19 protein-coding genes are annotated in these 21960 nt (G+C 65.2%); 16 read left to right on the forward strand and 3 right to left on the reverse strand.

What is annotated here, in order from left to right; all coding sequences use genetic code 11:
- From ACVOK8_RS03180 to ACVOK8_RS03190, 3 genes are read right to left on the reverse strand one after another with little or no spacing between them, the layout of a single operon-like run.
- On the reverse strand, positions 1–1122 hold the full coding sequence (locus ACVOK8_RS03180; RefSeq protein WP_481565544.1) for an ABC transporter permease: 1122 nt from the start codon (positions 1120–1122) through the stop codon (positions 1–3).
- Positions 1122–2882: an ATP-binding cassette domain-containing protein gene (locus tag ACVOK8_RS03185; protein WP_481565545.1), complete on the reverse strand. Its 1761-nt coding sequence runs from the start codon at positions 2880–2882 to the stop codon at positions 1122–1124. The genes ACVOK8_RS03180 and ACVOK8_RS03185 overlap by 1 nt, the downstream gene beginning before the upstream one ends.
- The gene (locus tag ACVOK8_RS03190; protein WP_481565546.1) at positions 2882–3880 is read right to left on the reverse strand and encodes an HlyD family secretion protein; all 999 of its coding nucleotides are present in this window, start codon (positions 3878–3880) and stop codon (positions 2882–2884) included. The genes ACVOK8_RS03185 and ACVOK8_RS03190 overlap by 1 nt, the downstream gene beginning before the upstream one ends.
- Positions 3881–3990: 110 nt before the next feature.
- Between ACVOK8_RS03190 and ACVOK8_RS03195 the strand changes: the two genes are divergently transcribed.
- The 16 genes from ACVOK8_RS03195 to ACVOK8_RS03270 all read left to right on the forward strand — a co-directional run bounded on the left by ACVOK8_RS03195 (position 3991) and on the right by ACVOK8_RS03270 (position 21762).
- Positions 3991–4677 carry a TetR/AcrR family transcriptional regulator gene (locus ACVOK8_RS03195; RefSeq protein ID WP_481565547.1) on the forward strand — a complete coding sequence of 229 codons (687 nt, stop codon included), beginning with the start codon at positions 3991–3993 and terminating at the stop codon, positions 4675–4677.
- A gap of 151 nt (positions 4678–4828) precedes the next feature.
- Complete coding sequence (locus ACVOK8_RS03200) at positions 4829–5098, forward strand: flagellar biosynthetic protein FliQ (protein ID WP_282269983.1); 270 nt, start codon at positions 4829–4831, stop codon at positions 5096–5098.
- Positions 5099–5102: 4 nt separating this feature from the next.
- Positions 5103–5894, forward strand: coding sequence for a flagellar biosynthetic protein FliR (gene fliR / locus ACVOK8_RS03205; RefSeq protein WP_481565548.1), 792 nt, complete (start codon positions 5103–5105; stop codon positions 5892–5894).
- Positions 5895–6063: 169 nt separating this feature from the next.
- Positions 6064–8190, forward strand: a complete 2127-nt coding sequence (locus tag ACVOK8_RS03210) for a putative bifunctional diguanylate cyclase/phosphodiesterase (RefSeq protein WP_481565549.1) — start codon at positions 6064–6066, stop codon at positions 8188–8190.
- Positions 8191–8373: 183 nt separating this feature from the next.
- Positions 8374–9504 carry a flagellar biosynthesis protein FlhB gene (gene flhB / locus ACVOK8_RS03215; protein ID WP_481565550.1) on the forward strand — a complete coding sequence of 377 codons (1131 nt, stop codon included), beginning with the start codon at positions 8374–8376 and terminating at the stop codon, positions 9502–9504.
- Positions 9501–11609, forward strand: coding sequence for a flagellar biosynthesis protein FlhA (gene flhA, locus ACVOK8_RS03220; protein WP_481565551.1), 2109 nt, complete (start codon positions 9501–9503; stop codon positions 11607–11609). The genes flhB and flhA overlap by 4 nt, the downstream gene beginning before the upstream one ends.
- Before the next feature lie 152 nt (positions 11610–11761).
- Positions 11762–13594 carry an AAA family ATPase gene (locus ACVOK8_RS03225; protein WP_481565552.1) on the forward strand — a complete coding sequence of 611 codons (1833 nt, stop codon included), beginning with the start codon at positions 11762–11764 and terminating at the stop codon, positions 13592–13594.
- Complete coding sequence (locus tag ACVOK8_RS03230) at positions 13581–14465, forward strand: MinD/ParA family ATP-binding protein (protein WP_481535745.1); 885 nt, start codon at positions 13581–13583, stop codon at positions 14463–14465. Before ACVOK8_RS03225 ends, ACVOK8_RS03230 begins: the two co-directional genes overlap by 14 nt.
- Positions 14462–15211: an RNA polymerase sigma factor FliA gene (locus ACVOK8_RS03235; protein ID WP_481565553.1), complete on the forward strand. Its 750-nt coding sequence runs from the start codon at positions 14462–14464 to the stop codon at positions 15209–15211. The genes ACVOK8_RS03230 and ACVOK8_RS03235 overlap by 4 nt, the downstream gene beginning before the upstream one ends.
- A gap of 13 nt (positions 15212–15224) precedes the next feature.
- A complete protein-coding gene (gene cheY / locus ACVOK8_RS03240; RefSeq protein WP_282271267.1) occupies positions 15225–15617 on the forward strand; it encodes a chemotaxis response regulator CheY in 393 nt (130 codons plus the stop codon).
- Positions 15617–16237, forward strand: a complete 621-nt coding sequence (locus ACVOK8_RS03245; RefSeq protein WP_481530821.1) for a protein phosphatase CheZ — start codon at positions 15617–15619, stop codon at positions 16235–16237. Before cheY ends, ACVOK8_RS03245 begins: the two co-directional genes overlap by 1 nt.
- Before the next feature lie 3 nt (positions 16238–16240).
- Positions 16241–18097, forward strand: coding sequence for a chemotaxis protein CheA (locus tag ACVOK8_RS03250; RefSeq protein ID WP_481565554.1), 1857 nt, complete (start codon positions 16241–16243; stop codon positions 18095–18097).
- Positions 18098–18311: 214 nt separating this feature from the next.
- Entirely contained in the window at positions 18312–19052 is a 741-nt protein-coding gene (locus ACVOK8_RS03255) for a flagellar motor protein (RefSeq protein WP_296250550.1), read from the forward strand.
- 3 nt (positions 19053–19055) lie between these two features.
- Positions 19056–20003 carry a flagellar motor protein MotD gene (motD, locus tag ACVOK8_RS03260; protein ID WP_481565555.1) on the forward strand — a complete coding sequence of 316 codons (948 nt, stop codon included), beginning with the start codon at positions 19056–19058 and terminating at the stop codon, positions 20001–20003.
- Positions 20003–20785: a ParA family protein gene (locus ACVOK8_RS03265; protein WP_481565556.1), complete on the forward strand. Its 783-nt coding sequence runs from the start codon at positions 20003–20005 to the stop codon at positions 20783–20785. The genes motD and ACVOK8_RS03265 overlap by 1 nt, the downstream gene beginning before the upstream one ends.
- Positions 20740–21762, forward strand: coding sequence for a chemotaxis protein CheW (locus tag ACVOK8_RS03270; protein ID WP_481565557.1), 1023 nt, complete (start codon positions 20740–20742; stop codon positions 21760–21762). Before ACVOK8_RS03265 ends, ACVOK8_RS03270 begins: the two co-directional genes overlap by 46 nt.
- Positions 21763–21960 lie beyond the last annotated feature (198 nt).

Below are 21960 nucleotides of genomic sequence, written 5' to 3' on the forward strand. Positions count from 1 at the left end.
TTATACCAGCCGCTTGCGCAGTTTGTAGCGGGTGCCGGCAAACAGCAGCAACGCATACAGCAGCAGGATGGCCGATTTCTGCAGGAACAACAGCCAGTTGTCGCCAGTCAGGAACAGCGACTTGATCAGCCCCATGAAGTGGGTGGCAGGCAGCAGTTGGCTGATGACCTGCACCGCCACCGGCATGTTGCGCAGGTCGAAGACGAAACCGGACAGCATCATCGCCGGCATGAAACTGGTCAGCAACGCCACCTGGCTGGCCTGGAACTGGTTGCGGGTCACCGCCGATATGAACAGACCCAGCAGCAGTGATACGGCCAGGTAGAGCAGCGAGCTGATCACGATCGCCAGCAGCGAACCGCGCATCGGCACCTCGAACAGGAAGCGCGCGGTCAGCAGGCAGATCGCCAGGTTGATCGCACCGATACCCAGATACGGCAACAGTTTGGCCAGCACCAGTTCGGTTGGCCGCACCGGCGTCACGAACAGCGCTTCCAAGGTGCCGCGCTCCCATTCGCGCGCGACCAGCAGCGAGGTCAGGAAGGCACCGATCAAGGTCATCACCAGAACGATCAAGCCCGGCACCAGATACCAGGTACTGGTGCTTGCCTCGTTGAACCACATGCGCTGGATCACATTGACGCCAGCGCCCGCACTGCTGCCGCCTTGCCGATCGAATGTGTTTTGCAGCTGCGTCGCCAAGGCGCCGCCCACATAGCTTTCCAAGGTCCGCGCGGTATTGGCATCCACGCCATTGAGGATCAGCTGCACCTGCGCATTGCCATCCGCCATACGCCGGCTGAAATCCCCCGGCACATGCACGATGCCGCCGACCTTGCCTTGCCGCATCAAGTCCACCGCGGCGCTCATGTCACGGACCTGCACCGGCGCCAGGTACGGCGAGCCCTGCAGCCCTGCGACCAGCGACTGCGTAGTCGGCGAGCGCTCATCCAGCACCACTGCAACCGGTGCGTGGCTGACATCGAACGACAGCCCGTAACCAAACAGCAGGATCAACGCCGCCGGCAGCAACAGGCCGACCGCAAGGCTACTGCGCTCGCGCAGCATCTGCCGGGTCTCCTTGCGCACCAGCGCCCATAAGCGGGATAGGAAGCCGGACATCACGCAGCCCTGCCACCGGCAGCGGCACTGCGCTGCGCGCGGCCCTGCTCGACGATGCCAATGAAGGCGGCATTCATGTCGATGCCGTCAGCGCCGGCCTGCTCGCGCACCTGCTGTGGCGTTCCCAGGGCCAGCAGTTCACCGGCGTCCTGGATGGCGATGCGGTCGCAGTATTCCGCTTCTTCCATGAAATGGGTGGTGACGACGATGGTCACGCCCTGCTGCGCCAGCCCGGTGATGGTGCGCCAGAAGGCGCGCCGCGCCAGTGGGTCGATGCCGCTGGTCGGCTCATCCAGGAACAGGATCTCCGGCGCATGCAGCAAGCCCACCGCCATTGCCAGCCGTTGTTTGTAGCCGGCCGGCAGTTCACCGCTGCGGGCGTCGCCCTGCAGGTCGAAACGGCCAATGGCGTCGGCTACGCGCTGGCGCAGCTGCGCACCGCCCAAGCCGTAGGCACCGCCGAAGAACTCCAGGTTCTCGCGTACCGTGAGGTTGGCGTAGAGGGCGAATTTCTGTGAGACATAGCCAATGCGTGCGCGGGCCTGGGCACGGGCGCTGCGCAGATTGAGGCCGGCTACTTCCAGATGCCCGCTGCTGGCGGGAAGCAGTCCACAGAGCATGCGGAAAGTGGTGGTCTTGCCCGCACCATTCGGGCCGAGCAGCCCGAAGATCTCGCCACGATGCACATCGAAACTGGTGCTCGCCACCGCGGTGAAGTCACCGAAGCGACGCACCAGATCGCGCACCACGATGACCGGCGCATCATCCTGCGCGATCGCTATCGGTGCGACCTCCGCCACCGGCAACGACGCTGGCGATTCCTGCGCGCGCAGCAGCATCATGAAAGCATCTTCCAACTCAGCGGGCCGCTGGCTGGGCAATTGATCCTGCAGCAGCCCAGCGATATCCGACGGCGTTGCCGAGGGCTGCAGGATGAAGCGCACCGAACCGGCACGCGGCACCGCATCCAGCACGTGGCGGCTATCGTCGATCAGTTGCGCCTGCAGGTCACGCGGCTGCAACGGCGGCGCTGGCGCTACCGTCCAGGTCAGGCCCTGCGCCTCGCCGGTCAGCGCGGCAGGATTGCCCTGCGCCAACAAGCGCCCCTGATGCAGCACGAAGATCTGCTCGCAGCGCTCAGCCTCGTCCATGTATGCGGTGCTGACCAGCACGCTGAGCTGCTCCTCCTGCACCAGCTGCTGGATGATCCTCCACAATTCGCGCCGTGACAGCGGGTCCACGCCGACACTGGGCTCGTCCAGCAGCAACAGCTGCGGTGAGCGCACCAAGGTGCAGGCCAGGCCGAGCTTCTGCTTCATGCCGCCGGACAATTTACCGGCCGGGCGCTGTTTGAACGCAGCCAGGTCGGTCATGTGCAGGAGCCGCTCGAAGCGCGCATGGCGTTCGGCCTGAGGCACCCCATGCAGATCCGCGTAAAGATCCAGGTTCTCCTGCACGCTCAGGTCCTCATACAGGCCAAAGCGTTGCGGCATGTAGCTGATGCGGTCCTGCACCTGTTGTGGCTGCCTTGCCACGTCATGGCCCAGCACCTGCAACTCACCGCCATCGGGCGGCAGCAAGCCAGCAACCATGCGCAGAAAGGTGGTCTTGCCAGCACCATCCGGTCCCACCAGTGCGGTCAGCTCGCCCTTGCGCACGCTCAAGGAAATCCCCGCCAGCGCCTCCACCTGCCCGCCACCAGGCGCCGGGAAACACTTGCGCAGGTCGACCGCGACTACCGTGGCAGCAGCCGCTTCCATCAGTGCGCCGCCCCCTGCAGGCGAACGCTTACCGGCTGGCCCAAGCGCAACTGATCCTGTGGATCCTCGACCACCACACGTACCTCATAGACCAGGCTGGTGCGAAGTTCTTCGGTCTGCACAGATTTCGGGGTGAACTCGGCCACGGACGAAATAAAGCCGACCTTGCCCGCCACCGGATTGTCCGGATGGCTGTCACTGGTCACCTGCGCGAGCTGACCGCTGCGGATGCGACCGAGCTCGGTTTCGCTGGCAAACACCCGTACCCACTTGGGCTGGGTCAACGCCAGCGCAAATGCCGCGCGTTGCGGACCAGCCATGTCGCCGACTTCCACCAGCCGCGAGCGCACCACCGCCGCCACCGGTGCCTTCAGCTGGCCTTGCGCGATCTGGTGCTGCAGCAAGGCGAGCTGGGCATCGGCCGCCTGCAATTGCGCCTCGGCTGCCGCAATGTCTTCCTTGCGCGGGCCTTGCTGCACCAGCGTCAGTGCCTGCTGCTGCAGTTCGGCCGTCGCTGCCGCCACTTTCGCCACGCTACGCGCGCGGTCCATTTCCTGCGCGCTTACACCACGACCGTCCGTCGCGCTGGCCACGCCCTGCAAGCGCTGCAGGTCCTGCGCTGCACGCGCTGCATCGGCCTGCGCTGCGGCCAGCTGGCTCCTGGCCTGCACGACTTCCTGCGGCCGCGCGCCGTTGTGCAGCCGCGCCACCGTCTGCCGCTGCGTCTCGATCTGTGCCTTGGCTTGATCTGCCTGCAGTTGCAGGGTGCGGGTGTCGAGCGTGGCCAGCACATCGCCGGCCTTGACCTTGTCGCCTTCCTCCACCCGCACTTCCTGCACCCGGCCACTGCCATCGAAGGCAAGCGACACCTGGCGGATGTCCACATTGCCCTGTAACTGCAGGCCATCGCCAGCCGGCTTATCCCGGCTGCTCCACCACAGCAGCAGCACGACCAACAACGCGACGGCGGCCACCACGACAAGGACGAGCTTCTTCATCAGGACGCTTCCGCAAGCAGGATTGTATCTGCCGAACAGTCTAATTCAAATTAAATTTAATTTAAAGTAGTGCCGGACGGAGCGATGAAGCAGGCTAAACTTGCCACGCAATGAGCACTCAGAAAACCACCCCACGCGGACCACGCACCGACGGCGAGGCCACCCGTGCCCGCCTGCTGGAGGCGGCCGGCCAGCTGTTCTCGCAGCAGGGCTTCGCCGAAACCACCAGCAAGGCCGTGGCCCAGCTGGCCGCTGCCGACCTGGCATCCATCAACTACCACTTCGGCAGCCGCAACGGCCTGTACCAGGCGGTGCTGCTGGAAGCGCACCGGCAGCTGCTCGATCTTGATGATCTGCAGCGGATCGCCGGCAGCGCGCTGAACCCGGAGCAGCGCCTGTATGAACTGCTGGCTGGCCTGGTTCAGCGCGCGCAGCAACCCGAGGCCTGGGCACCACGCGTGCTGGCGCGCGAACTGCTGGCCCCCTCCTCGCACCTGCAGGTGCTGATGGAAGAAGCGATTCCGCCGAAGATGATGGCGGTGGCGCAGATCCTCAGTGAGATCTCCGGCATTCCCGCCAATGAACCGGCCCTGCTGCGCTGCCTGCTGAGCGTCGCCGCGCCCTGCATGATGTTGATCGTGATCGGCCGTGACGTACCCGGCCCGTTGCAGGCAGTGGCGCAAGGCCCATCGCAGCCGCTCCTGGCACATCTGCATCGGTTCGCGATTGCAGGCCTGCAGGCGGTTGGCGAGGACTACCGCAGCAAGCCAGCAGCAAAGAGTGTGCGAGCGGTGTAAACCGCGACGCTGGACTTGCTCGGCCGGTGATACAGACTCGATCGGGTAGACCATCAGCTTCGCGGCTTACGCCGCTCCTACAAAAGCACGCCGCTGCCCCGCCAAAAACCCGTCGCCAACGCTGTGGCACTGCTCTTGCATCTGCCCCGGCATGAGTCCCGAACTTGCCCTCACCGAACTCCGCGGCGGCCTGGTTGCCACCTTGTGGATCGCCGGTCCGTTGCTACTTGTCGTGCTGGTCGTCGGCGTGGTGGTCGGCGTCATCCAGGCTGCCACCCAGATCAACGAGCCGACCATCGCCTTTGTCGCCAAGGCCGCGGCCCTGACCGCGGCGCTGTTTGCGCTCGGCAGCCTGCTGCTTGGACACCTTGTCGAGTTCACCGTCATGCTGTTCCAACGCATCCCGCATCTGATCGGTTAGCGCGATGGACTCGGTCACCCAGACAGTCATCGACGGCCAGCAGGCCTTTGCCATCATCGGCAATACCCTGTGGATCATGCTGCGCATCGGCGCGATGCTGATGGCCATGCCGATGATCGGCACCCGCGCGGTACCGGCGCGGGTGCGGGCGCTGCTGGCGGTGGCACTGTCCGTGGCACTGTCCCCGGTCCTGCCGCCGGTGCCGATCTTCAACGGCTTTGACTCGATGACCGTGCTCAGCATCGTGCGCGAGGTAGCCGTGGGGGTCAGCATCGGTTTCCTGCTACGGCTGATCTTCGAAGCCGGCGCCATGGCCGGTGAAATGATCGCGCAGAGCACCGGCCTGGCCTTCGCGCAGATGGCCGACCCGATGCGCGGCGGCAGTTCCGGCGTGATCGGGCAATGGTTCTACCTGATGTTCGGCCTACTGTTCTTCACCAGCAATGGCCATCTGGCACTGATCTCGTTGCTGGTGGACAGCTACAAGGCACTGCCCATCGGTACCGCCCTGCCCGATCCGCATGCGGTCGCCACGCTGGCGCCGACCCTGGCCCTGCAGATTTTCCGTGGCGCACTGTCACTGGCGCTGCCCTTGGTGGTGGCGATGCTGGCGATCAACCTGGTCTTTGGCGTCCTTTCCCGTGCAGCACCGGCACTCAACCCCATGCAGTTGGGTCTGCCGGTTGCCCTGCTGATCGGCCTGGCACTGCTCACCTTGCTGGCAGGGGAAATGGGGCCGCCCGTACAGCGCCTTTTCGACACCGCCTTTGATACGGCCCGGCAAGTAACAATGTGACGCCCTACACAGCTCACGTTTTTCGATTTCACATTGCCTGAAGGCCCCCTTGCCGGTTCCCCTATACCGGTGGATAGTCCGGGTACAGCACGGACCGCAGGGGAATGCGGAACCAAGTACGACATCTCGCTTCCGCGACCGCGGCGCGACAACCTTAGGGAGAGGTTTGATGCTCGTTGGCAGCTACAACCCGTTGTTTGTCGTGCTGTCGATCCTGGTGGCGATACTGGCCTCGTTCACGGCCTTGGATATGGCCTCAAGGGTTTCGGCCTCGCAACCACGTCGCGCCGCAGCCCGCTGGCTGTTGGCCGGTGGCGTGGCCATGGGTGCGGGCATCTGGTCGATGCACTTTGTCGGCATGTTGGCTTTCCGTCTGCCCATCCCGCTGGGCTACGACCTGTGGCTGACCGTGGAGTCACTGCTGGTGGCGGTCGCAGCCTCGATATTTGCCCTGTGGCTGGTTTCGCGCCCGACCTTGCCGCACCTGCGCTTGGCGCTGGGCGCATTGCTGATGGGCCTGGGCATCGCCTGGATGCACTACGTCGGCATGTCAGCGCTGAAGATGAGCCCGGACATCGACTACGACCGGGTCTGGTTTGTGCTTTCGATCGTGATTGCGGTTGGCGCCTCGTGGAGTGCGTTGTACATAGCGTTCCGCCTGCGCACCGTAGAGCACGCCCTGCCGCCGCGATTGATCGCCGCTGCGGTGATGGGCCTGGCCATCGTCGGCATGCACTACACCGGCATGGCGGCAGCGCGCTTCCCAGCCAACTCCGTCTGCACTGCAGCCACCACCGGTGGCGTCCCCACTGAATGGCTGGCCGCATGCGTGGTGCTGCTGACCGTCGGCGTGATGGGCGTGGTGCTGACCATTTCCCTGTTCGAGCAGCGCATGCAGGCACGCTTGCTGCACCTGCGTAATTCAATGCTGTCGGCTTCGCTGGACGATGCCCGCAAGGAGCTGTTCCATGCCAGCCAGCACGACTCGCTGACCCGCCTGCCCAACCGCCAGCTCTCGCATGAGCGTATCGAACAGCTGCTGCAGGGAGGCCAGCCGTTCGCCGTGATGTCCATCGACCTGGATGGCTTCCGTCATATCAATGGCGCCTTTGGCTCGCAGACTGGCGATGCTGCCCTGGTCGATATCGGCGAGCGCCTGCGCCAACTACTGCCGGCCGAAGACCTTGTCGGTCGCCTCGGTGGCGATCAGTTCGTGATCGCCTGCCAGCTCAGGCAGAGCGAAGAACTCGACTCGCTGGCGGACCGCATCATTCTGGCAGTCAATTCGGTACGGGTAAGCGGACGCGAACTGCGGATTACCGCCAGCCTTGGCATTGCCCAATATCCGCAGACTGGCACCTCCACCACCGCGGCACAGCTGATTGCCATGGCCGAGACCGCCATGGCCTATGCCAGGCAGTCCGGACGCAACACCCATGCGGTGTTCGCGGACTGGATGAACGACAACGTCGAACAGGACAGGCGCCTGCTGGAAGACCTGCGCAAGGCGTTGGGCACACCGCAGCTGTCGCTGCATTACCAACCGCGTGTGCACGCCAACAGCGGCCGCATCAGTGGTGCCGAGGCTCTGATCCGCTGGCGCCATCCAGAGCACGGCTATGTTCCGGCCGAACGCATCATCAGGCTCACGGAGCAGAGCGGCCTGATGGACGTAATCGGCAACTGGGTGCTGGATGAGGCATGCAGGCAGATGCGCAGCTGGCAAGATGCCGGCAACGCCGAATGGCGGGTAGCGGTGAATCTGTCAGGGCGCCAACTGGGCTCGCCCAAATTGATTGAAGACGTACGTGCCGCATTGGACCGCAACGATCTTGAGCCCTCACGCCTGATTCTGGAGATCAGCGAAGGCGCAGTGATGCGCGACACCGACAACGCCATTTCGGTACTTCGCAGCGTTGCCGGCCTGGGCGTTGGTATATCCATCGATGATTTCGGTATCGGCGTGTCCAGCCTGCTGCACCTGAAGCGGCTGCCGGCCACCGAGATCAAGATCGACCGCGCCTTCGTGCTGGCGCTGGAGGAAAGCGACGAGGACGTGGTGATCGTCTCAGCCATCGTCGCGCTTGGTCATGCGCTGAACATGGAGATCGTCGCCGAAGGCGTCGAGACTCAGGGGCAGCGTTCGTACGTGGAACGGCTGGGCTGCGACCATCTGCAAGGCTACCTGCTGGGCCGCCCGGTCAGCGCGGAGAACTTCATGCGCCTGCACGGTGGCGACGCCCAACATGCGGCGCTGGAAGCACGGCTGGCCTCGTTCAACGCCAGCCAGGAGTAAGCCGTAGTGCCGAGCCATGCTCGGCAGAAGCTCTCCCGATAAACCAGGACCTGTAGTGCCGAACCATGCTCGGCAGAGGCTCTACCGGGAAAGCGCCTTGCCGAGCATGGCTCGGCACTACCAAAGCACGTTCTGGAATGATTATTGCACGGCGATGGAAGAACCCCTCTTCCATGCCGAGCAATGTCCGAAAACGAACAGGCCGGGGAAAAAACCGAACTCCCCACCGAAAAACGCCTGCGCGAGGCCCGCGAGCAAGGCAATATCCCGCGCTCGCGCGAGCTGGCAACCGCCGCGGTATTCGTCGCCGCCGTGCTGGCGCTGTATGCCATGGCCGGCTCCATGGGCAGCTCAGCCCGGCAGTGGATGAAGGCTGCGCTGTCGCCTGAGGTAGGGCTGCTCAATACCCCAAATGCCTTGTTCGGCCACGCCGGCTGGATGTTGCTCAAGCTGATGCTGGCCTTCAGCCCCCTGCTCCTTGTGTGCCTGGCGGCCGGCATGATTGCCCCGGCATTGATGGGCGGACTGCAGTTCTCCAACAAGGCGTTGATGCCCGATCTCAAGCGCATGAACCCTTTGACCGGGATGAAGCGTCTGGTCGGCGCTGAAGCATTGGCCGAACTGGTCAAATCGATGCTGCGGGTGGCCTTCGTCGGCACCGCCGCCGGCCTGTGCATCTGGCAAGGTGCCGATGGCCTGCGCGGCCTGCTGCATCTGCCGTTGGAAGCCGCCATCGGCCGCGGTCTGGGCTTTACCCTCAAGCTGCTGCTGGCCACCGCGGGTGCCATGGCCCTGCTCGCGGCCATCGACGCGCCCTACCAGAAGTGGAACTGGCTGCGGAAGCTGAAGATGACCCGCGAAGAGCTGCGCCGCGAGATGAAGGAAAGCGAGGGCAGCCCTGAGGTCAAGGGCCGCATCCGGCAGATGCAGATGCAGCTGTCGCAACGCCGGATGATGGAGGCCGTACCCACGGCCGACGTGGTGCTGGTCAATCCGACCCACTACGCGGTCGCCCTCAAGTACGAGAGCGGGCGCATGGGCGCCCCCACCGTGGTCGCCCGGGGCGTCGACGAACTGGCCCTGCGCATCCGCCAGGTAGCCGACGGCAACAAGGTCGCCGTGGTCTCGTCACCGCCTTTGGCACGCGCCTTGTATCGGGAAAGCCAACTCGGCAAGGAAATCCCCGTGAGACTGTATTCGGCTGTCGCCCTGGTCCTGTCCTACGTCTACCAGCTGCGCCAATGGCGCACCGGCCCGATGCCGCAGATGGCATCCATCGATATTGATGAATTCGGCAAGGGAGAAACCCGATGAGCAGTCAGACCTCGGGCTTTTCCGCACGCCGCCTGCTGGACATGCTGCGCCACGGGCTGGGCGCGCCGTTGATCGTGCTGGCCTTGCTGGCAATGGTGGTGGTGCCGCTGGCCGCGCCGGTGCTGGATGCTCTGTTCACCCTCAACATCGCCATCTCGATGCTGGTGCTGCTGGCCGTGGTCTATGTAAAGCGGCCGCTGGACTTCACCATCTTCCCGATCGTGCTGCTGGTCACCACGATGCTGCGGCTGGCGCTGAACGTCGCCTCCACCCGGGTGATCCTGCTCAACGGCCAGGACGGCCATGAGGCCGCCGGCAAGGTGATCGCCGCCTTCGGCGAGTTCGTCATCGGCGGCAACTACGCGGTCGGCATCGTGGTGTTCGCGATCCTGACCATCATCAACTTCGTGGTCATCACCAAGGGTGCCGGGCGCGTATCGGAAGTGACCGCGCGCTTCATCCTGGACGCCATGCCCGGCAAGCAGATGGCGATCGACGCCGACCTCAACGCCGGTTTGCTGACGCGCGAGGAAGCCAAGCTGCGCCGCGAGGAAGTCCGCGAGGAAGCCGACTTCTACGGTGCAATGGACGGTGCCAGCAAGTTCATCCGCGGCGACGCCATCGCCGGCATCCTGATTCTCTTCATCAACATGCTCGGCGGCCTGGCCGTGGGCGTGCTGCAGCATGACATGGCCTTCGGCGACGCCGCTGCTACCTACACACTGTTGTCGATCGGTGACGGCCTGGTGGCGCAGCTGCCCGCCCTGCTGGTCTCCAGCGCCGTGGCCATGCTGGTCACCCGCGCCTCGCGCTCGCAGGACATGAGCGAAGCGATGATGGGCCAGGTGTTCGGCCAGTACCGCGCCCTGGCCATCACTGCCGGCATCATCGGCCTGGTCGGCCTGGTACCGGGCATGCCGAACCTGGCCTTCCTCAGCCTGGCCGCCATCCTCGGCTTCATCGCCTGGAAATTGTGGAAACGCGAGACCAGCGCTGCCGGCAAGACCTCCGCCAACGACACCAGCGCCAACGAAGGTGGCTTGAACGCCCTCGGCCAGCCGCAACCCGCCCCCACCGCTGAATTGACCTGGGACGAGTTGCGCCCGGTCGATCCGCTGGGCCTGGAAGTCGGCTACCGGCTGATTCCGCTGGTCGACAAGGCCCAAGGCGGCGAGTTGATGACACGCATCAAGGGCGTGCGCCGCAAGCTCACCCAGGACCTGGGCTTCCTGATCCCGCCCGTACACATCCGCGACAATCTGGAGTTGCCGGCCACCCACTACCGTCTGCTGATCCACGGGGTGCCGGTCAGCACCGCCGACATCCATCCGGATCGCGAACTGGCGTTGGACCCGGGCAGCGCGATGGGCACGCTGGAAGGCATTGCCGGCAAAGACCCGGCGTTCGGCCTGGACGCCACCTGGATCCAACCGCATCAGCGCGCCCACGCCGAGTCGCTGGGTTACACGGTGGTCGATCCCGCCACCGTGGTCGCCACCCACCTGTCGCACCTGATCCGCGAGCACGCGCCGGAGCTGCTCGGCCATGAAGAAGTCCAGCAGCTGCTGGCGACCCTGGCGAAGAGCGCCCCCAAGCTGGCCGAAGACCTGTCGCCCAAGGCGCTGCCGCTGTCCACCGTCGCCCGCGTGCTGCAGAACCTGCTGATCGAGCGCATCCCGATCCGCCAGCTGCGCAAGATCGCCGAAGCGCTGGTTGAGGCCGCACCGGTCACCCAGGACCCTGCCGCGCTTACTGCCTCGGTACGTGGCGCGCTTGGCCGCTTCATCGTGCAGGAAATCGCCGGCTCCTCGCCGGAACTGCCGGTCTTCACCCTCAATCCGCAATTGGAACGCGTCTTGCAGGAGTCAACACAAGGCAATGGCGCCGCACTGGAACCTGGTCTCGCCGAACGCCTCCATCAAAGCCTTGCCGATTGCGTCGGCAAGCAGGAGGCCCGCAACGAGCCGGCTGTAGTGCTGGTACCGGCCCCGGTCCGCGCCGCGCTGGCGCGCCTGGTCCGCCACAGTGTTCCCTCGCTGTCGGTCCTGGCCTATAGCGAAGTGCCGGAAGACAAACGCCTGAAGCTGGTCGGCACGATCAGCTGAGGCAGCCCGAAAGCCGACACCGGCAGCAATGCCGGCGTCGGAAACCAGACACCTGCTGCACCGCACCCATTCCGCAAGAAGGAGCCCGCCACGCCATGTTCGACATCGCCAACGCCACTCCTTCGCCGCAGCCTCACTCCCGGTACCAAAGCATGAAGATCAAACGTTTCGTCGCCGCTGACATGCGCACCGCCATGAACCTCGTGCGCAAGGAACACGGCCCCGATGCCGTGATCCTGTCCAACCGTCGGATCGAGGAAGGTGTGGAGATCGTGGCGGCCGCGCACTACGACGAGACCGCAGTGAAGCAGGCGCTGGAAGCCAGCCGTCCAGCCCCACCGGCCCCGGCCAAGCCGCGCAGTGCCGCCGAAGCCATCATGGCCGCGATGACCCGCCGCAAGGCACCGGAGCCGGAACCGGTCACCGCCACCACCTCGGCCGTCGCCGCACTGGCGCGCTCGGCGGTTGGCGCCACCGGCCGCTCCATCGACAACAGCATCGAGCTGGCACCGGGCAGCCGCTTCGCCGGCCTGCTCAAGTCTGCCGAGATTGAGCCGGTCGCCGCACGCGCCCCGGTCTCGCAGACCTTTTTTGCCACCCAGCCAGCCAGCGCCGATGAACTGCCGGTAGTGCCGGCATTCCGTCCCGCCGGCAGCGCCGCAGCCATCGCGCCACTGGCCGCTGCACCAGCGGTAACCCAGCAGGCCAGCTTTGCCGACGCAATTGCCGCCGTCACCATCGCGCCGCCGGTACCGGTTGAACGCGCCCGCTTCGTCATCGATCCGCCGGAGCCGGAGCTGGCCCCGCTGCAGCCGGCCGTGGCCGTGGCCATCCCCGCAGTTCCTGCTGCACCGGTGTTCAACCCTGCCCCGGTCGCCGTTGCACCCGTCACCGTGGCGCCCGCAATCGAGGCAATTCCCGCGCCGCTCGCTGCGGTAGCAGCCATCGCCGCAGTCGCTGCCACGCTGCCCGCTGAAGCGCCGATCGCCGGCGCTGTTGAAGCTACCGAAACTGCCGCCTTCGCTCCCACATCCCCGCTGAGCGCGGTGACCAGCGCACCGGTGATTATCGCCCGCGACGACGAACAGCTCAGCCAGCTGCGTCAGGAAGTAGCCGGCATGCGTCATCTGATCGAGCGCGAGATGAACCGCTTCACCGATGAGCGCCTGCGCGGCAGCGCGGTGCGCGCCAATGCGTTGGACCTGATGGACGAATACGGCTTCGACGCTGGCCTGGCCCGCGACGTCGCCACCCAGATTCCGGCCGACATCGACCCCAGCCGCGCCCGCGGCCTGATGCTGGGGCTGATCTCCAAGAAGCTCCCGATCGCGCCGGTCGACCCGATGGAAACCGGCGGCGTGATCGCCCTGGTCGGCCCCACCGGTGCCGGCAAGACCACCACCATCGCCAAGCTGGCCTCGCGCTTCGCAGAAGCCCACGCCGCCCGCGACGTGGCGCTTGTCACCACCGATACCCAGCGCATCGGCGCCCGCGAGCAACTGTACGGTTTCGGTCGCCAGCTCGGCATCGCCGTGCACGAGGCAAACAGCGGCACCGACCTCAACCAGCTGCTGCAGAAGCTGGCCGACTACAAGCTGGTGCTGATCGACACCGCCGGCCTGGGCCAGCGCGACCGCGCCCTCACCGCCCAGCTGCAGTGGCTGCGCGCCGCCGGCCAGATCCGCACCCTGTTGGTGCTGCCGGCCAACACCGCTTTCCAGGACATGGATGAAGTGGTGCGCCGCTTCAGCGCCGCCAACCCGCAGGGCGTGGTGCTGACCAAGCTGGACGAGACCGGCCGCTTCGGTTCGGCCCTGTCGGTGGCGGTCGATCACCGCCTGCCGATCACCTGGGTGACCGACGGCCAGGACGTTCCGGAAGACCTTTATCGGGCCTCTGCCGCAAATCTCGTACTTCGCCTTGAAGATTTGCGCCGCGCGGCCGATATGCCCTGCAACACGGAGTTGAACAATGCAGTCGCGTGAGTACGCCAAGCTGACCAACACCTTCCCCCTGTCGGCTACCCGGCACGAACCGGCAGGCCCGGTGCGCACCATCGCGGTGACCGGCGGCAAGGGCGGTGTAGGTAAAACCAATGTCTCGGCCAACCTGGCCGTGGCACTGGCAGGCATGGGCAAACGCACCCTGCTGCTGGATGCCGATCTAGGCCTGGCCAACATCGACGTGGTGCTGGGCCTTCAGCCCAAGCACACTCTGGCCGACCTGGTCGCCGGGCGCGCCACGCTCGACGAAGTGATCATGGAAGGTCCGAACGGCGTGCTGGTCGTGCCGGCCGCCTCGGGCCGTCGGCACATGGCCGAACTGCAGCCGGCCGAGCACGTCGGTCTGGTCAATGTGTTCTCCGAGCTGGAACGCGAGCTCGATGTGATGATCATCGACACCGCCGCCGGCATCACCGACAGCGTGCTGACCTTCTGCCAGGCCGCCCAGGACACCGTAGTGGTGGTCTGCGACGAGCCTGCCTCGATCACCGACGCCTACGCGCTGATCAAGGTGCTCTCCCGCGAGCGTGGCGTGGATCGCATCCAGGTCGTCGCCAACATGGTCCGTGACCCGAACGAAGGCCGCGCCCTGTACGAAAAGCTGGTACGGGTCTGCGAGAAGTTCCTGATCGATGTTTCGCTGAACTACCTGGGTTGCGTGCCGCAGGACGACTGGCTGCGCCTGTCGGTGCAACGCCAGCAGCCGGTGGTCAAGCTCTACCCTTCCGCACCGGCCTCGCTGGCCATCAACGAAATCGCCCGTCGCACCGCGCGCTGGCAAGCCCCAACCGCCCCGCGCGGCGGCGTTGAGTTCTTCCTGGAACGCATCATCCAGCAGAAGGTGAAGGCATGAACAATGCAGCCGCCCAATACCGTGAAGTCCAGCGCAACGCGGCCAATGACTGCATTGCCCGCCACGCCGACCTGGTACGTCGCATCGCCCACCACCTGGCCGCGCGCCTGCCCGCCAGCGTCGAGGTCGATGATCTGATCCAGGCCGGGATGATGGGGCTGATCGAGGCCTCGCGCAGCTATGACGCCGAACAGGGCGCCTCGTTCGAAACCTATGCATCGATCCGCATCCGCGGCTCGATGATCGACGAAATCCGCCGCGGCGACTGGGTACCGCGCTCGGTGCACCGCCGCGCCCGCGATGCCGCTGCCACCATCCGCAGGCTTGAGCAGAGCAGCGGCCGTTCGGCCAGCGCCAGCGAAGTAGCTGAGGCGATGGAACTTCCGCTACCCGAATATATGCGTCTGGTCGAAGACGCCTCACGCGGCCAGGTGCTGAGCCTGGAATCGCGCATCGAAGACCAGGGCGAGCTGGACACCCCGACCACCGGCGGCCCCAACCCGCAGCAGGTGCTGGAGCGCAGCCAGTTCGGCGCCGAGCTCGGCAAGGCCATCGGCCAGTTGCCCGAGCGCGAGCAGCTGGTGCTGTCGCTGTACTACGAGCAGGAATTGAACCTGAAAGAAATTGGCGCGGTATTGGGCGTAAGCGAATCCCGCGTCTGTCAGATCCACGGCCAGGCCACGCTGCGTCTGCGCGGCCGACTGAAGATTTTCGAGGCGGCCGACGCCGGGCTCGAAGAACCATGAAGAGGAAAGTCTTTTGAACAAGAACATGCGCATCCTGATCGTTGACGACTTCTCGACGATGCGCCGCATCGTCAAGAACCTGCTCGGCGATCTGGGCTTCACCAATACCGCCGAAGCCGAGGACGGGCATGCCGCGCTGTCGATGCTGCAGACGCAGTCGTTCGATTTCGTCGTCACCGACTGGAACATGCCGGTGATGACCGGCATCGAATTGCTCAAGGCGATCCGCAACGATGCCAAGCTCAAGACCTTGCCGGTACTGATGGTCACCGCCGAAGCCAAGCGCGAGCAGATCATTGAGGCCGCACAGAGCGGCGTGAACGGCTACATCATCAAGCCGTTCACCGCGCAGACGCTGGAAGAGAAGCTCGGCAAGATTTTCGAACGCCTGGCAGCGAGCGCCTGATGAACCAGCTCGGCGAAGCATTGAGCGACAAATCGGCCCTGGTGCAGCGCCTGCAGGACGCACTGGCAGCATTGGAAAGCGGCGACGAAGCCGGTTGGCGCCGGGAAATCGACGCGCTGGCCGCCTTGCGCGCGCAGCCAATGATGTCCGGCCTGGGCCGGCTGGCACGCGAACTGGGCCAGGCACTGGGCGAACTGCCCAGCGTGCCCAGCGAAGCCGGCGAGCTGGATGATGCCTGCGCGCGCCTGGACCATGTGGTGCAGATGACCGAACAGGCTACCCACCGCACGCTTGATCTGGCCGAGGAATGCCGCGCGCTGACCGAACGCCTGCGTGCGGACGGGCTGAATGCCGAGCAGGGCGAAATCCTCGAACGCATCCGCCACAATCTGACTGAAGTAGCGCTGACCCAGAGCTACCAGGACTTGACCGGGCAGATCATCCGCCGTGTGGTCGGCATCGTCCGTCGCGTGCATGAAGGTTTTGGCGCGCTCGGCCTGCCGCCGCCGGAAGAAGATGCACGCAACCAGGGCTTGGCTGGCCCGGCCGTCAACGGTCTGGATCGCCACGCCGTGTCCCAGGTGGACGCAGACGATCTGCTCTCGGACCTGGGGCTGTAAGCCATGAGTGCTTTTGCCGACGACATCGCCGCCGACTTCATCCTTGAAGCGCAGGAAATCCTGGATCGCCTCGGCGAGCAGTTGGTGACGCTCGAACAGGCGCCGCACGACAGTGATCAGCTCAACGCCGTATTCCGTGGCTTCCATACGCTGAAAGGTGGCGCCGGTTTTCTGGCGATCCACCCAATGGTCGAACTGTGCCACGCCGCCGAGGAAACCCTCGGCATGGCCCGCGCCGGCAAAGCCGAGCTGCTGGCGCATCATTTCGACGCCGCCCAGCAATCTCTGGACTGGCTGCAGGCAATGCTCGATGCGGTGTCATCCGGCACTGAACCGGAGCATGCACCTGCTGCGCTGATCGCCCAGTTTGATGTGGGTGCTGCGCCGGTTGTCGTAGCGGCGCAACCTGTTGCCGCAGCCGGCGACAGCGACCTGATCAGCGAAGACGAGTTCGAAGCCCTGCTCAACCAGTTGCATGGCAGCGGTACGCCCGGCGCCCAGCCTATCGTTGCGAAGGCCGGCGATGAGCTGATCGACGAAGACGAATTCGAAGCCCTGCTCGACAAGTTGCATGGCGGCGCCGCACCCGGTGCAGTCGCGGTGCAGCCGATTCCCGCTGCGCCCAAGCCCAAGCCGGCCGCGGCACCCGTCGCACCCGCACGCCCCGCGGCAGGCGCAGCCAAACCGGCTGCCGCAAAAGCCGCCGAGCCCGAGCACACCGTGCGCGTGGACACCAAGCGACTGGATGCCATCGTCAATCTGATCGGCGAACTGGTGCTGGCCCGCAACCGGCTCAAAACCTTGCGCATGCGCCTGAAGGACGAGGAACTGGATCGCGCAGTCTCGACCTTGGATATCGCCACCGCTCGCCTGCAATCAGCGGTGATGCGCACCCGCATGCAACCGGTCGGCAAGGTGTTCTCGCGCTTCCCCAAGGTTGCCCGCGACGTTGCCCGCTCGCTGCAGAAAGAAGTCGATCTGGAGTTGATCGGCGCCGACACCGAGCTGGACCGCAACCTGGTCGAAGCACTGGCCGATCCGCTGGTGCATCTGGTCCGCAACGCCATCGACCATGGTGTCGAATCGCCCGAACTGCGCGAGGCCCAAGGCAAACCGCGTATGGGCCGGGTACGCCTGTCCGCCCAGCAGGAAGGCGATTACGTCAGCATTGAAGTCCAGGACGACGGCGCCGGCATCGATCCAGAGCGCCTGCGCGCCAAGGCCCGTGACAAGGGCTTGCTCGACCCTGAAGCCGCCGCCCGCCTGACCAGCGAGGAGTGTCTGCATCTGGTGTTCCTACCCGGCTTCTCGACCAAGCAGGAAGTCACCGATATTTCCGGCCGTGGCGTCGGCATGGACGTGGTGCAGTCGCGTATCCGCGAGCTCAGTGGCCAGATCCAGATCCAGTCCGAGCTGGGCCGTGGCAGCCGCTTCCTGATCCGCGTACCGCTGACCCTGGCGATCCTGCCAACCCTGCTGGTACAGGCCGGCGAAGATGTCTACGCCCTGCCCTTGGCACGGGTAATGGAAGTGCTGCACGCCCCGGCGACCTCGTTGGGTTGGTTTGACGGCCGCGCCGTGCTGGATCGCAAGAGCCACACACTGGCCCTGCTGGATCTGCGCCAATGGCTGGGAGTTACCCCGGCGCCATCGACATTGTTGACCATCGTCGTACTGCAGATGGGCGAAGCCCGTTTCGGCCTGGTGGTGGACCAGGTACGCGGCCGCGAGGAAGTGGTGATCAAGCCGCTACCGCGTGCGCTGCGGGGCCTGAACGGTTATGCCGGCGCCACTTTGATTGGTGATGGCCGCATGGCACTGATTCTGGATGTGGATGGGTTGCGCGGGGTGCAAGGGTAAGCGATGCAGCAGACCCCGCAGTAGAGCCTGCGATCAAGCATCCCCTCTCCCGCCTGCGGGAGAGGGCGCCCCGCGAAGACGGGGCGGGTGAGGGGCGCTTTTAGCTTCTAAAGCTTGAAGCTGCCCTCACCCCAACCCCTCTCCCGCGCGCGGGAGAGGGGCTTAAGCAAAGCCCCCGATTCAAGACCGCTAAAACGAGGCCGATATACGCACCATGGACCGACTCAGCATCATTGGACTCTTCCTCGCCCTCGCCTCTTTGGTGGGTGGCAGCATTCTCAAAGGCGCTGGCCTGTCCTCGCTGTGGTCACCTGCTGCTTTCGTGATCGTCATTGTCGGCACTCTGGCGGCAATCCTGCTGCACACCTCGCCGGCCGTGTTCAAACATGCCTTCAAGATCGTGCGTTGGGTGATCCGCCCACCGGCCAGCGACCGCCGCGCACTGGTACAGCAGATCGTTGACTGGAGCAATATCGCCCGCCGTCAGGGCCTGCTCGGCCTGGAGCCGCAGGTCGAGCTGCAGGATGATCCGTTCATCCGCAAAGGCCTGCAGCTGGTGGTCGATGGCGTCGAGCCGGACACCATCCGCCACATGCTGGAAATTGAACTCGGCAGCCAGGAACAGCAGGATCTCGCCGCGACCAAGGTGTTCGAGGGCATGGGCATCTACGCCCCTACCCTTGGCATCATCGGTGCCGTGCTCGGCCTGATCGCAGTGATGAAGAACCTTGCCGACCCGAGCAAGCTCGGCCACGGCATCGCCGCTGCCTTCACTGCCACCATCTACGGCATCGCCTCGGCCAACCTGCTGTTCCTGCCGGTGTCGGCCAAGCTCAAGGGCGTGATCGCCAGCAGTTGCCGCGAGCGCGAAATGATCATCGAAGGCCTGATCGCCATTGCCCAGGGCGAGAACCCGCGCAATATCGAAAACAGCCTGGCCGGCTTCGTGAACTGAACCATGGCCCGTCGCAAGCACCACGAAGAGCACGCCAACCACGAAGCATGGGCAATTCCCTATGCCGACCTGATGACGCTGCTGCTCGCGTTCTTCGTGGTGATGTACGCGATCTCGTCATTGAACGAAGGCAAGTACCGGGTCATGGCCGACGCCTTGACCACCGCCTTTGGCGGCGCCCCGCGCACCATCAGCCAGGTGCAGGTAGGCAACAAGCAACTGCAGGGCGGTGGCTATGATTCGCCTTCCGTGATCAGTGCGCCGAGCATGACCGGCGGCGCGCTGGCCGACCCCACCCAACTGCCGTCGATGGCTTCGCATATGCGCATGCCGGTGTCAGCACACAACCAGGAACAGCTGCAGCGCGCCGAACGCCAGCTCAACCAGATCGCTGATCGCCTGAGCAAAACCCTCGCCCCGCTGGTCAAGCAGGGCGTCATCACCGTGCGTCGCACCGAGCTGTGGATTGAGGTAGAGATCAACAGCGACATCCTGTTCGTCACCGGCTCGGCCGCGCTCGATGTCGGTGCTCGCGAAACTCTGGGCACACTGGCCGATGTGTTACTGGACGCACCCAATGGCGTGCGCGTGGAGGGTCACACCGACAACCTGCCGATCGCCACCGCGCAATTCCCGTCCAACTGGGAATTGTCGGCTGCACGCGCCGCCAGTGTTGTGCACCTGTTCGCCGACCACGGCGTGCAGCCGCAACGGCTGGCGATGGTTGGCTATGGCCAATTCCGTCCACGCGAAAGCAACGATGCGCCCGAAGGGCGCAACCGCAACCGGCGGGTGATGGTGATCATCCTCGCCGATTCGGCAGCGGCGGCCGAACTGCCTGCTGCCAGCAACACCACGGCCAGTACCAGCGGCGATGACCGCAGCGGCGGCAGCTCTGCCGCAAGCAGCGTGCGCAGCGCGGTACCGGCGGTCATCGAAGGAGTCCAATGATGCGTATCTGGGCCATAGCCAACCAAAAAGGCGGCGTCGGCAAAACCACCACCACTTTGTCGCTGGGTCGCGGCCTGGCCGCGCGCGGGCACAAGGTGCTGCTGATCGACCTGGACCCCCATTCCTCCCTGACCCGCGCCTTTGGCGTACCGGTAGAGCCGGTGCCGCAGGGCGTGCAGGAACTGTTCGCCGCCCCGCCGCATGAAATCGCTGCACTGGCCCGGCACAGCGATATCCCCGGGCTGGACTACCTGTGCGCGCAGGCCTCACTGGCCACTCTGGAACGGCGCAGCGCCAACCAGCCCGGCCTGGGCCTGGCTCTGCAGCAGGCCTTGGCACGTCATGGCGAGCAGCATGACTACATCCTGCTCGACTGCGCGCCGACGCTGGGCCTGCTGATGATCAATGCACTGGCCGCGGCCGATCGCCTGATCATCCCAACCCAAGCCGAACCGCTGGCCCTTCACGGCCTCGACGGCATGGTCCGCACCGGCGAAATGGTTGAGCGCTCGCGCAAGCGGACCCTACCGATCTCGGTGCTGCCGACGCTGTTCGACCGCCGCACCCGCGCCGGCAATGAGACCTTGAAGCTGATGCAGGAACGTCACGGTGAGCGCGTCTGGGAAGACGCGATTCCGGTCGACACCCGCATCTGCAATCCCGCCGCACTGACCGTACCGGTGCTTGGCGACGACTATCCGGGGCGCGGCATGGCGGCTTACCGTCACGCACTGGAATGGCTGCTGCTCAGCGAGGCCGCACAGCTGGAGCGCGCCGCATGAGCAACGACGTACTCGACCACTACCTGGGCGAACTGCTACTGGAAGCGGTACCCGCCGCGGTGGCCGCAGCACCTGCAGCGCCTGCCAAACCGCCGGCGTTCGAAGCGCCGGGTGATAGCGCCGAACTCGAAGCAGTGTTCGAAGCCGCGCTCGCCGAGGCGCAAGCCAAGCCAGCCGCCGCCCCTGCCCCTGCTCCGGTAGCCATTGCGCCCGGTGACACCGCTGCCTTGCAGGCCGCGTTCGACGACGCGATGGCGGCAACCAGCGCCGCCAATGCCGGTCGCCCGCCTACCTGGGATGACCTGCCGGACGAAGTGATCTACGAAACCGGCCCGGCCGAAAGTCGCAAGCTCGCCCATAGCGATAGCGCCAATCTGCAGGCTGCGTTTGAAACTGCGGCTGGTTTACCAGCGAGCCCGGTCACACCACCGCGCAGCACATCTAATGTACGCACCTTGCCCGAGCTGGCGTCGGACGCACGTCCCAACACCTGGCAGGAACTGCAAGCGCAGGCGCAGCGTCCCGCCAGCAACCCCCAACAACGCCGCGCCGCCGAGCGTAGCTCGCGCTGGCTGCGCCTGCGCTGTGGCCAACAGACCTATGCACTGGAGCTGTTGAAGGTGCAGGAAGTGGTACTGCCAGTGCCGCTGCTGGCCCTGCGCGGCACCGGCCCGGCGATGCTCGGCATCATGAACCTGCGTGGCCAGGTGGTCCCGGTGATGGACCTGTGCCGCCATCTGGACGTGCAAAGCGCGCCGGAAGACTCGCAGACCCGCATCGTCGTATTGGAAGAAAACGGCGAGACGCTGGGACTGCGTGTATCGGCGGTCGAAGACGTCGCCAACCTCAACGACTCACAAATCGAGCCGCCGGACACCGCGCGCATCTGCCAGATTTCCAATGAACTTTTCCGCGGCATCGCGCGCATCGGCCAGCAGCCGATGATCCTGCTGGACGCTGGCCGCCTGCTACGCTGATTTCCTCCTCCCTTTTGCGAAGCAAAGAGGAGGAGGCAAAGGTAGTGCCGAGCCATGCTCGGCAGAGGCTTTATCGGCAAGTCCCCAGCCGAGCATGGCTCGGCACTTATCTCTTAGCAGTCTGTCACCTTAGGTGCCGAGAGCCCGGCGCGGGCGACCGTTCGGCACTAGGTCTTTTCGATCGCTTGGTAGCAAGGA

The sequence above is a fragment of the Stenotrophomonas sp. STEN083 genome (assembly GCF_056759195.1).

Excerpts from the sequence above, each read along its gene's own strand:
- ACVOK8_RS03180 (WP_481565544.1), bottom strand. The coding sequence starts at position 1,122 with ATGTCCGGCTTCCTATCCCGCTTATGGGCGCTGGTGCGCAAGGAGACC.
- fliR (WP_481565548.1), top strand. The coding sequence starts at position 5,103 with ATGGACTCGGTCACCCAGACAGTCATCGACGGCCAGCAGGCCTTTGCC.
- ACVOK8_RS03210 (WP_481565549.1), top strand. The coding sequence starts at position 6,064 with ATGCTCGTTGGCAGCTACAACCCGTTGTTTGTCGTGCTGTCGATCCTG.
- ACVOK8_RS03270 (WP_481565557.1), top strand. The coding sequence starts at position 20,740 with ATGGCTGCTGCTCAGCGAGGCCGCACAGCTGGAGCGCGCCGCATGAGC.
- ACVOK8_RS03245 (WP_481530821.1), top strand. The coding sequence starts at position 15,617 with ATGAACCAGCTCGGCGAAGCATTGAGCGACAAATCGGCCCTGGTGCAG.
- ACVOK8_RS03230 (WP_481535745.1), top strand. The coding sequence starts at position 13,581 with ATGCAGTCGCGTGAGTACGCCAAGCTGACCAACACCTTCCCCCTGTCG.
- ACVOK8_RS03190 (WP_481565546.1), bottom strand. The coding sequence starts at position 3,880 with ATGAAGAAGCTCGTCCTTGTCGTGGTGGCCGCCGTCGCGTTGTTGGTC.
- ACVOK8_RS03225 (WP_481565552.1), top strand. The coding sequence starts at position 11,762 with ATGAAGATCAAACGTTTCGTCGCCGCTGACATGCGCACCGCCATGAAC.
- ACVOK8_RS03265 (WP_481565556.1), top strand. The coding sequence starts at position 20,003 with ATGCGTATCTGGGCCATAGCCAACCAAAAAGGCGGCGTCGGCAAAACC.
- ACVOK8_RS03250 (WP_481565554.1), top strand. The coding sequence starts at position 16,241 with ATGAGTGCTTTTGCCGACGACATCGCCGCCGACTTCATCCTTGAAGCG.
- ACVOK8_RS03235 (WP_481565553.1), top strand. The coding sequence starts at position 14,462 with ATGAACAATGCAGCCGCCCAATACCGTGAAGTCCAGCGCAACGCGGCC.
- flhB (WP_481565550.1), top strand. The coding sequence starts at position 8,374 with ATGTCCGAAAACGAACAGGCCGGGGAAAAAACCGAACTCCCCACCGAA.
- ACVOK8_RS03255 (WP_296250550.1), top strand. The coding sequence starts at position 18,312 with ATGGACCGACTCAGCATCATTGGACTCTTCCTCGCCCTCGCCTCTTTG.
- ACVOK8_RS03200 (WP_282269983.1), top strand. The coding sequence starts at position 4,829 with ATGAGTCCCGAACTTGCCCTCACCGAACTCCGCGGCGGCCTGGTTGCC.
- ACVOK8_RS03195 (WP_481565547.1), top strand. The coding sequence starts at position 3,991 with ATGAGCACTCAGAAAACCACCCCACGCGGACCACGCACCGACGGCGAG.
- motD (WP_481565555.1), top strand. The coding sequence starts at position 19,056 with ATGGCCCGTCGCAAGCACCACGAAGAGCACGCCAACCACGAAGCATGG.
- flhA (WP_481565551.1), top strand. The coding sequence starts at position 9,501 with ATGAGCAGTCAGACCTCGGGCTTTTCCGCACGCCGCCTGCTGGACATG.
- ACVOK8_RS03185 (WP_481565545.1), bottom strand. The coding sequence starts at position 2,882 with ATGGAAGCGGCTGCTGCCACGGTAGTCGCGGTCGACCTGCGCAAGTGT.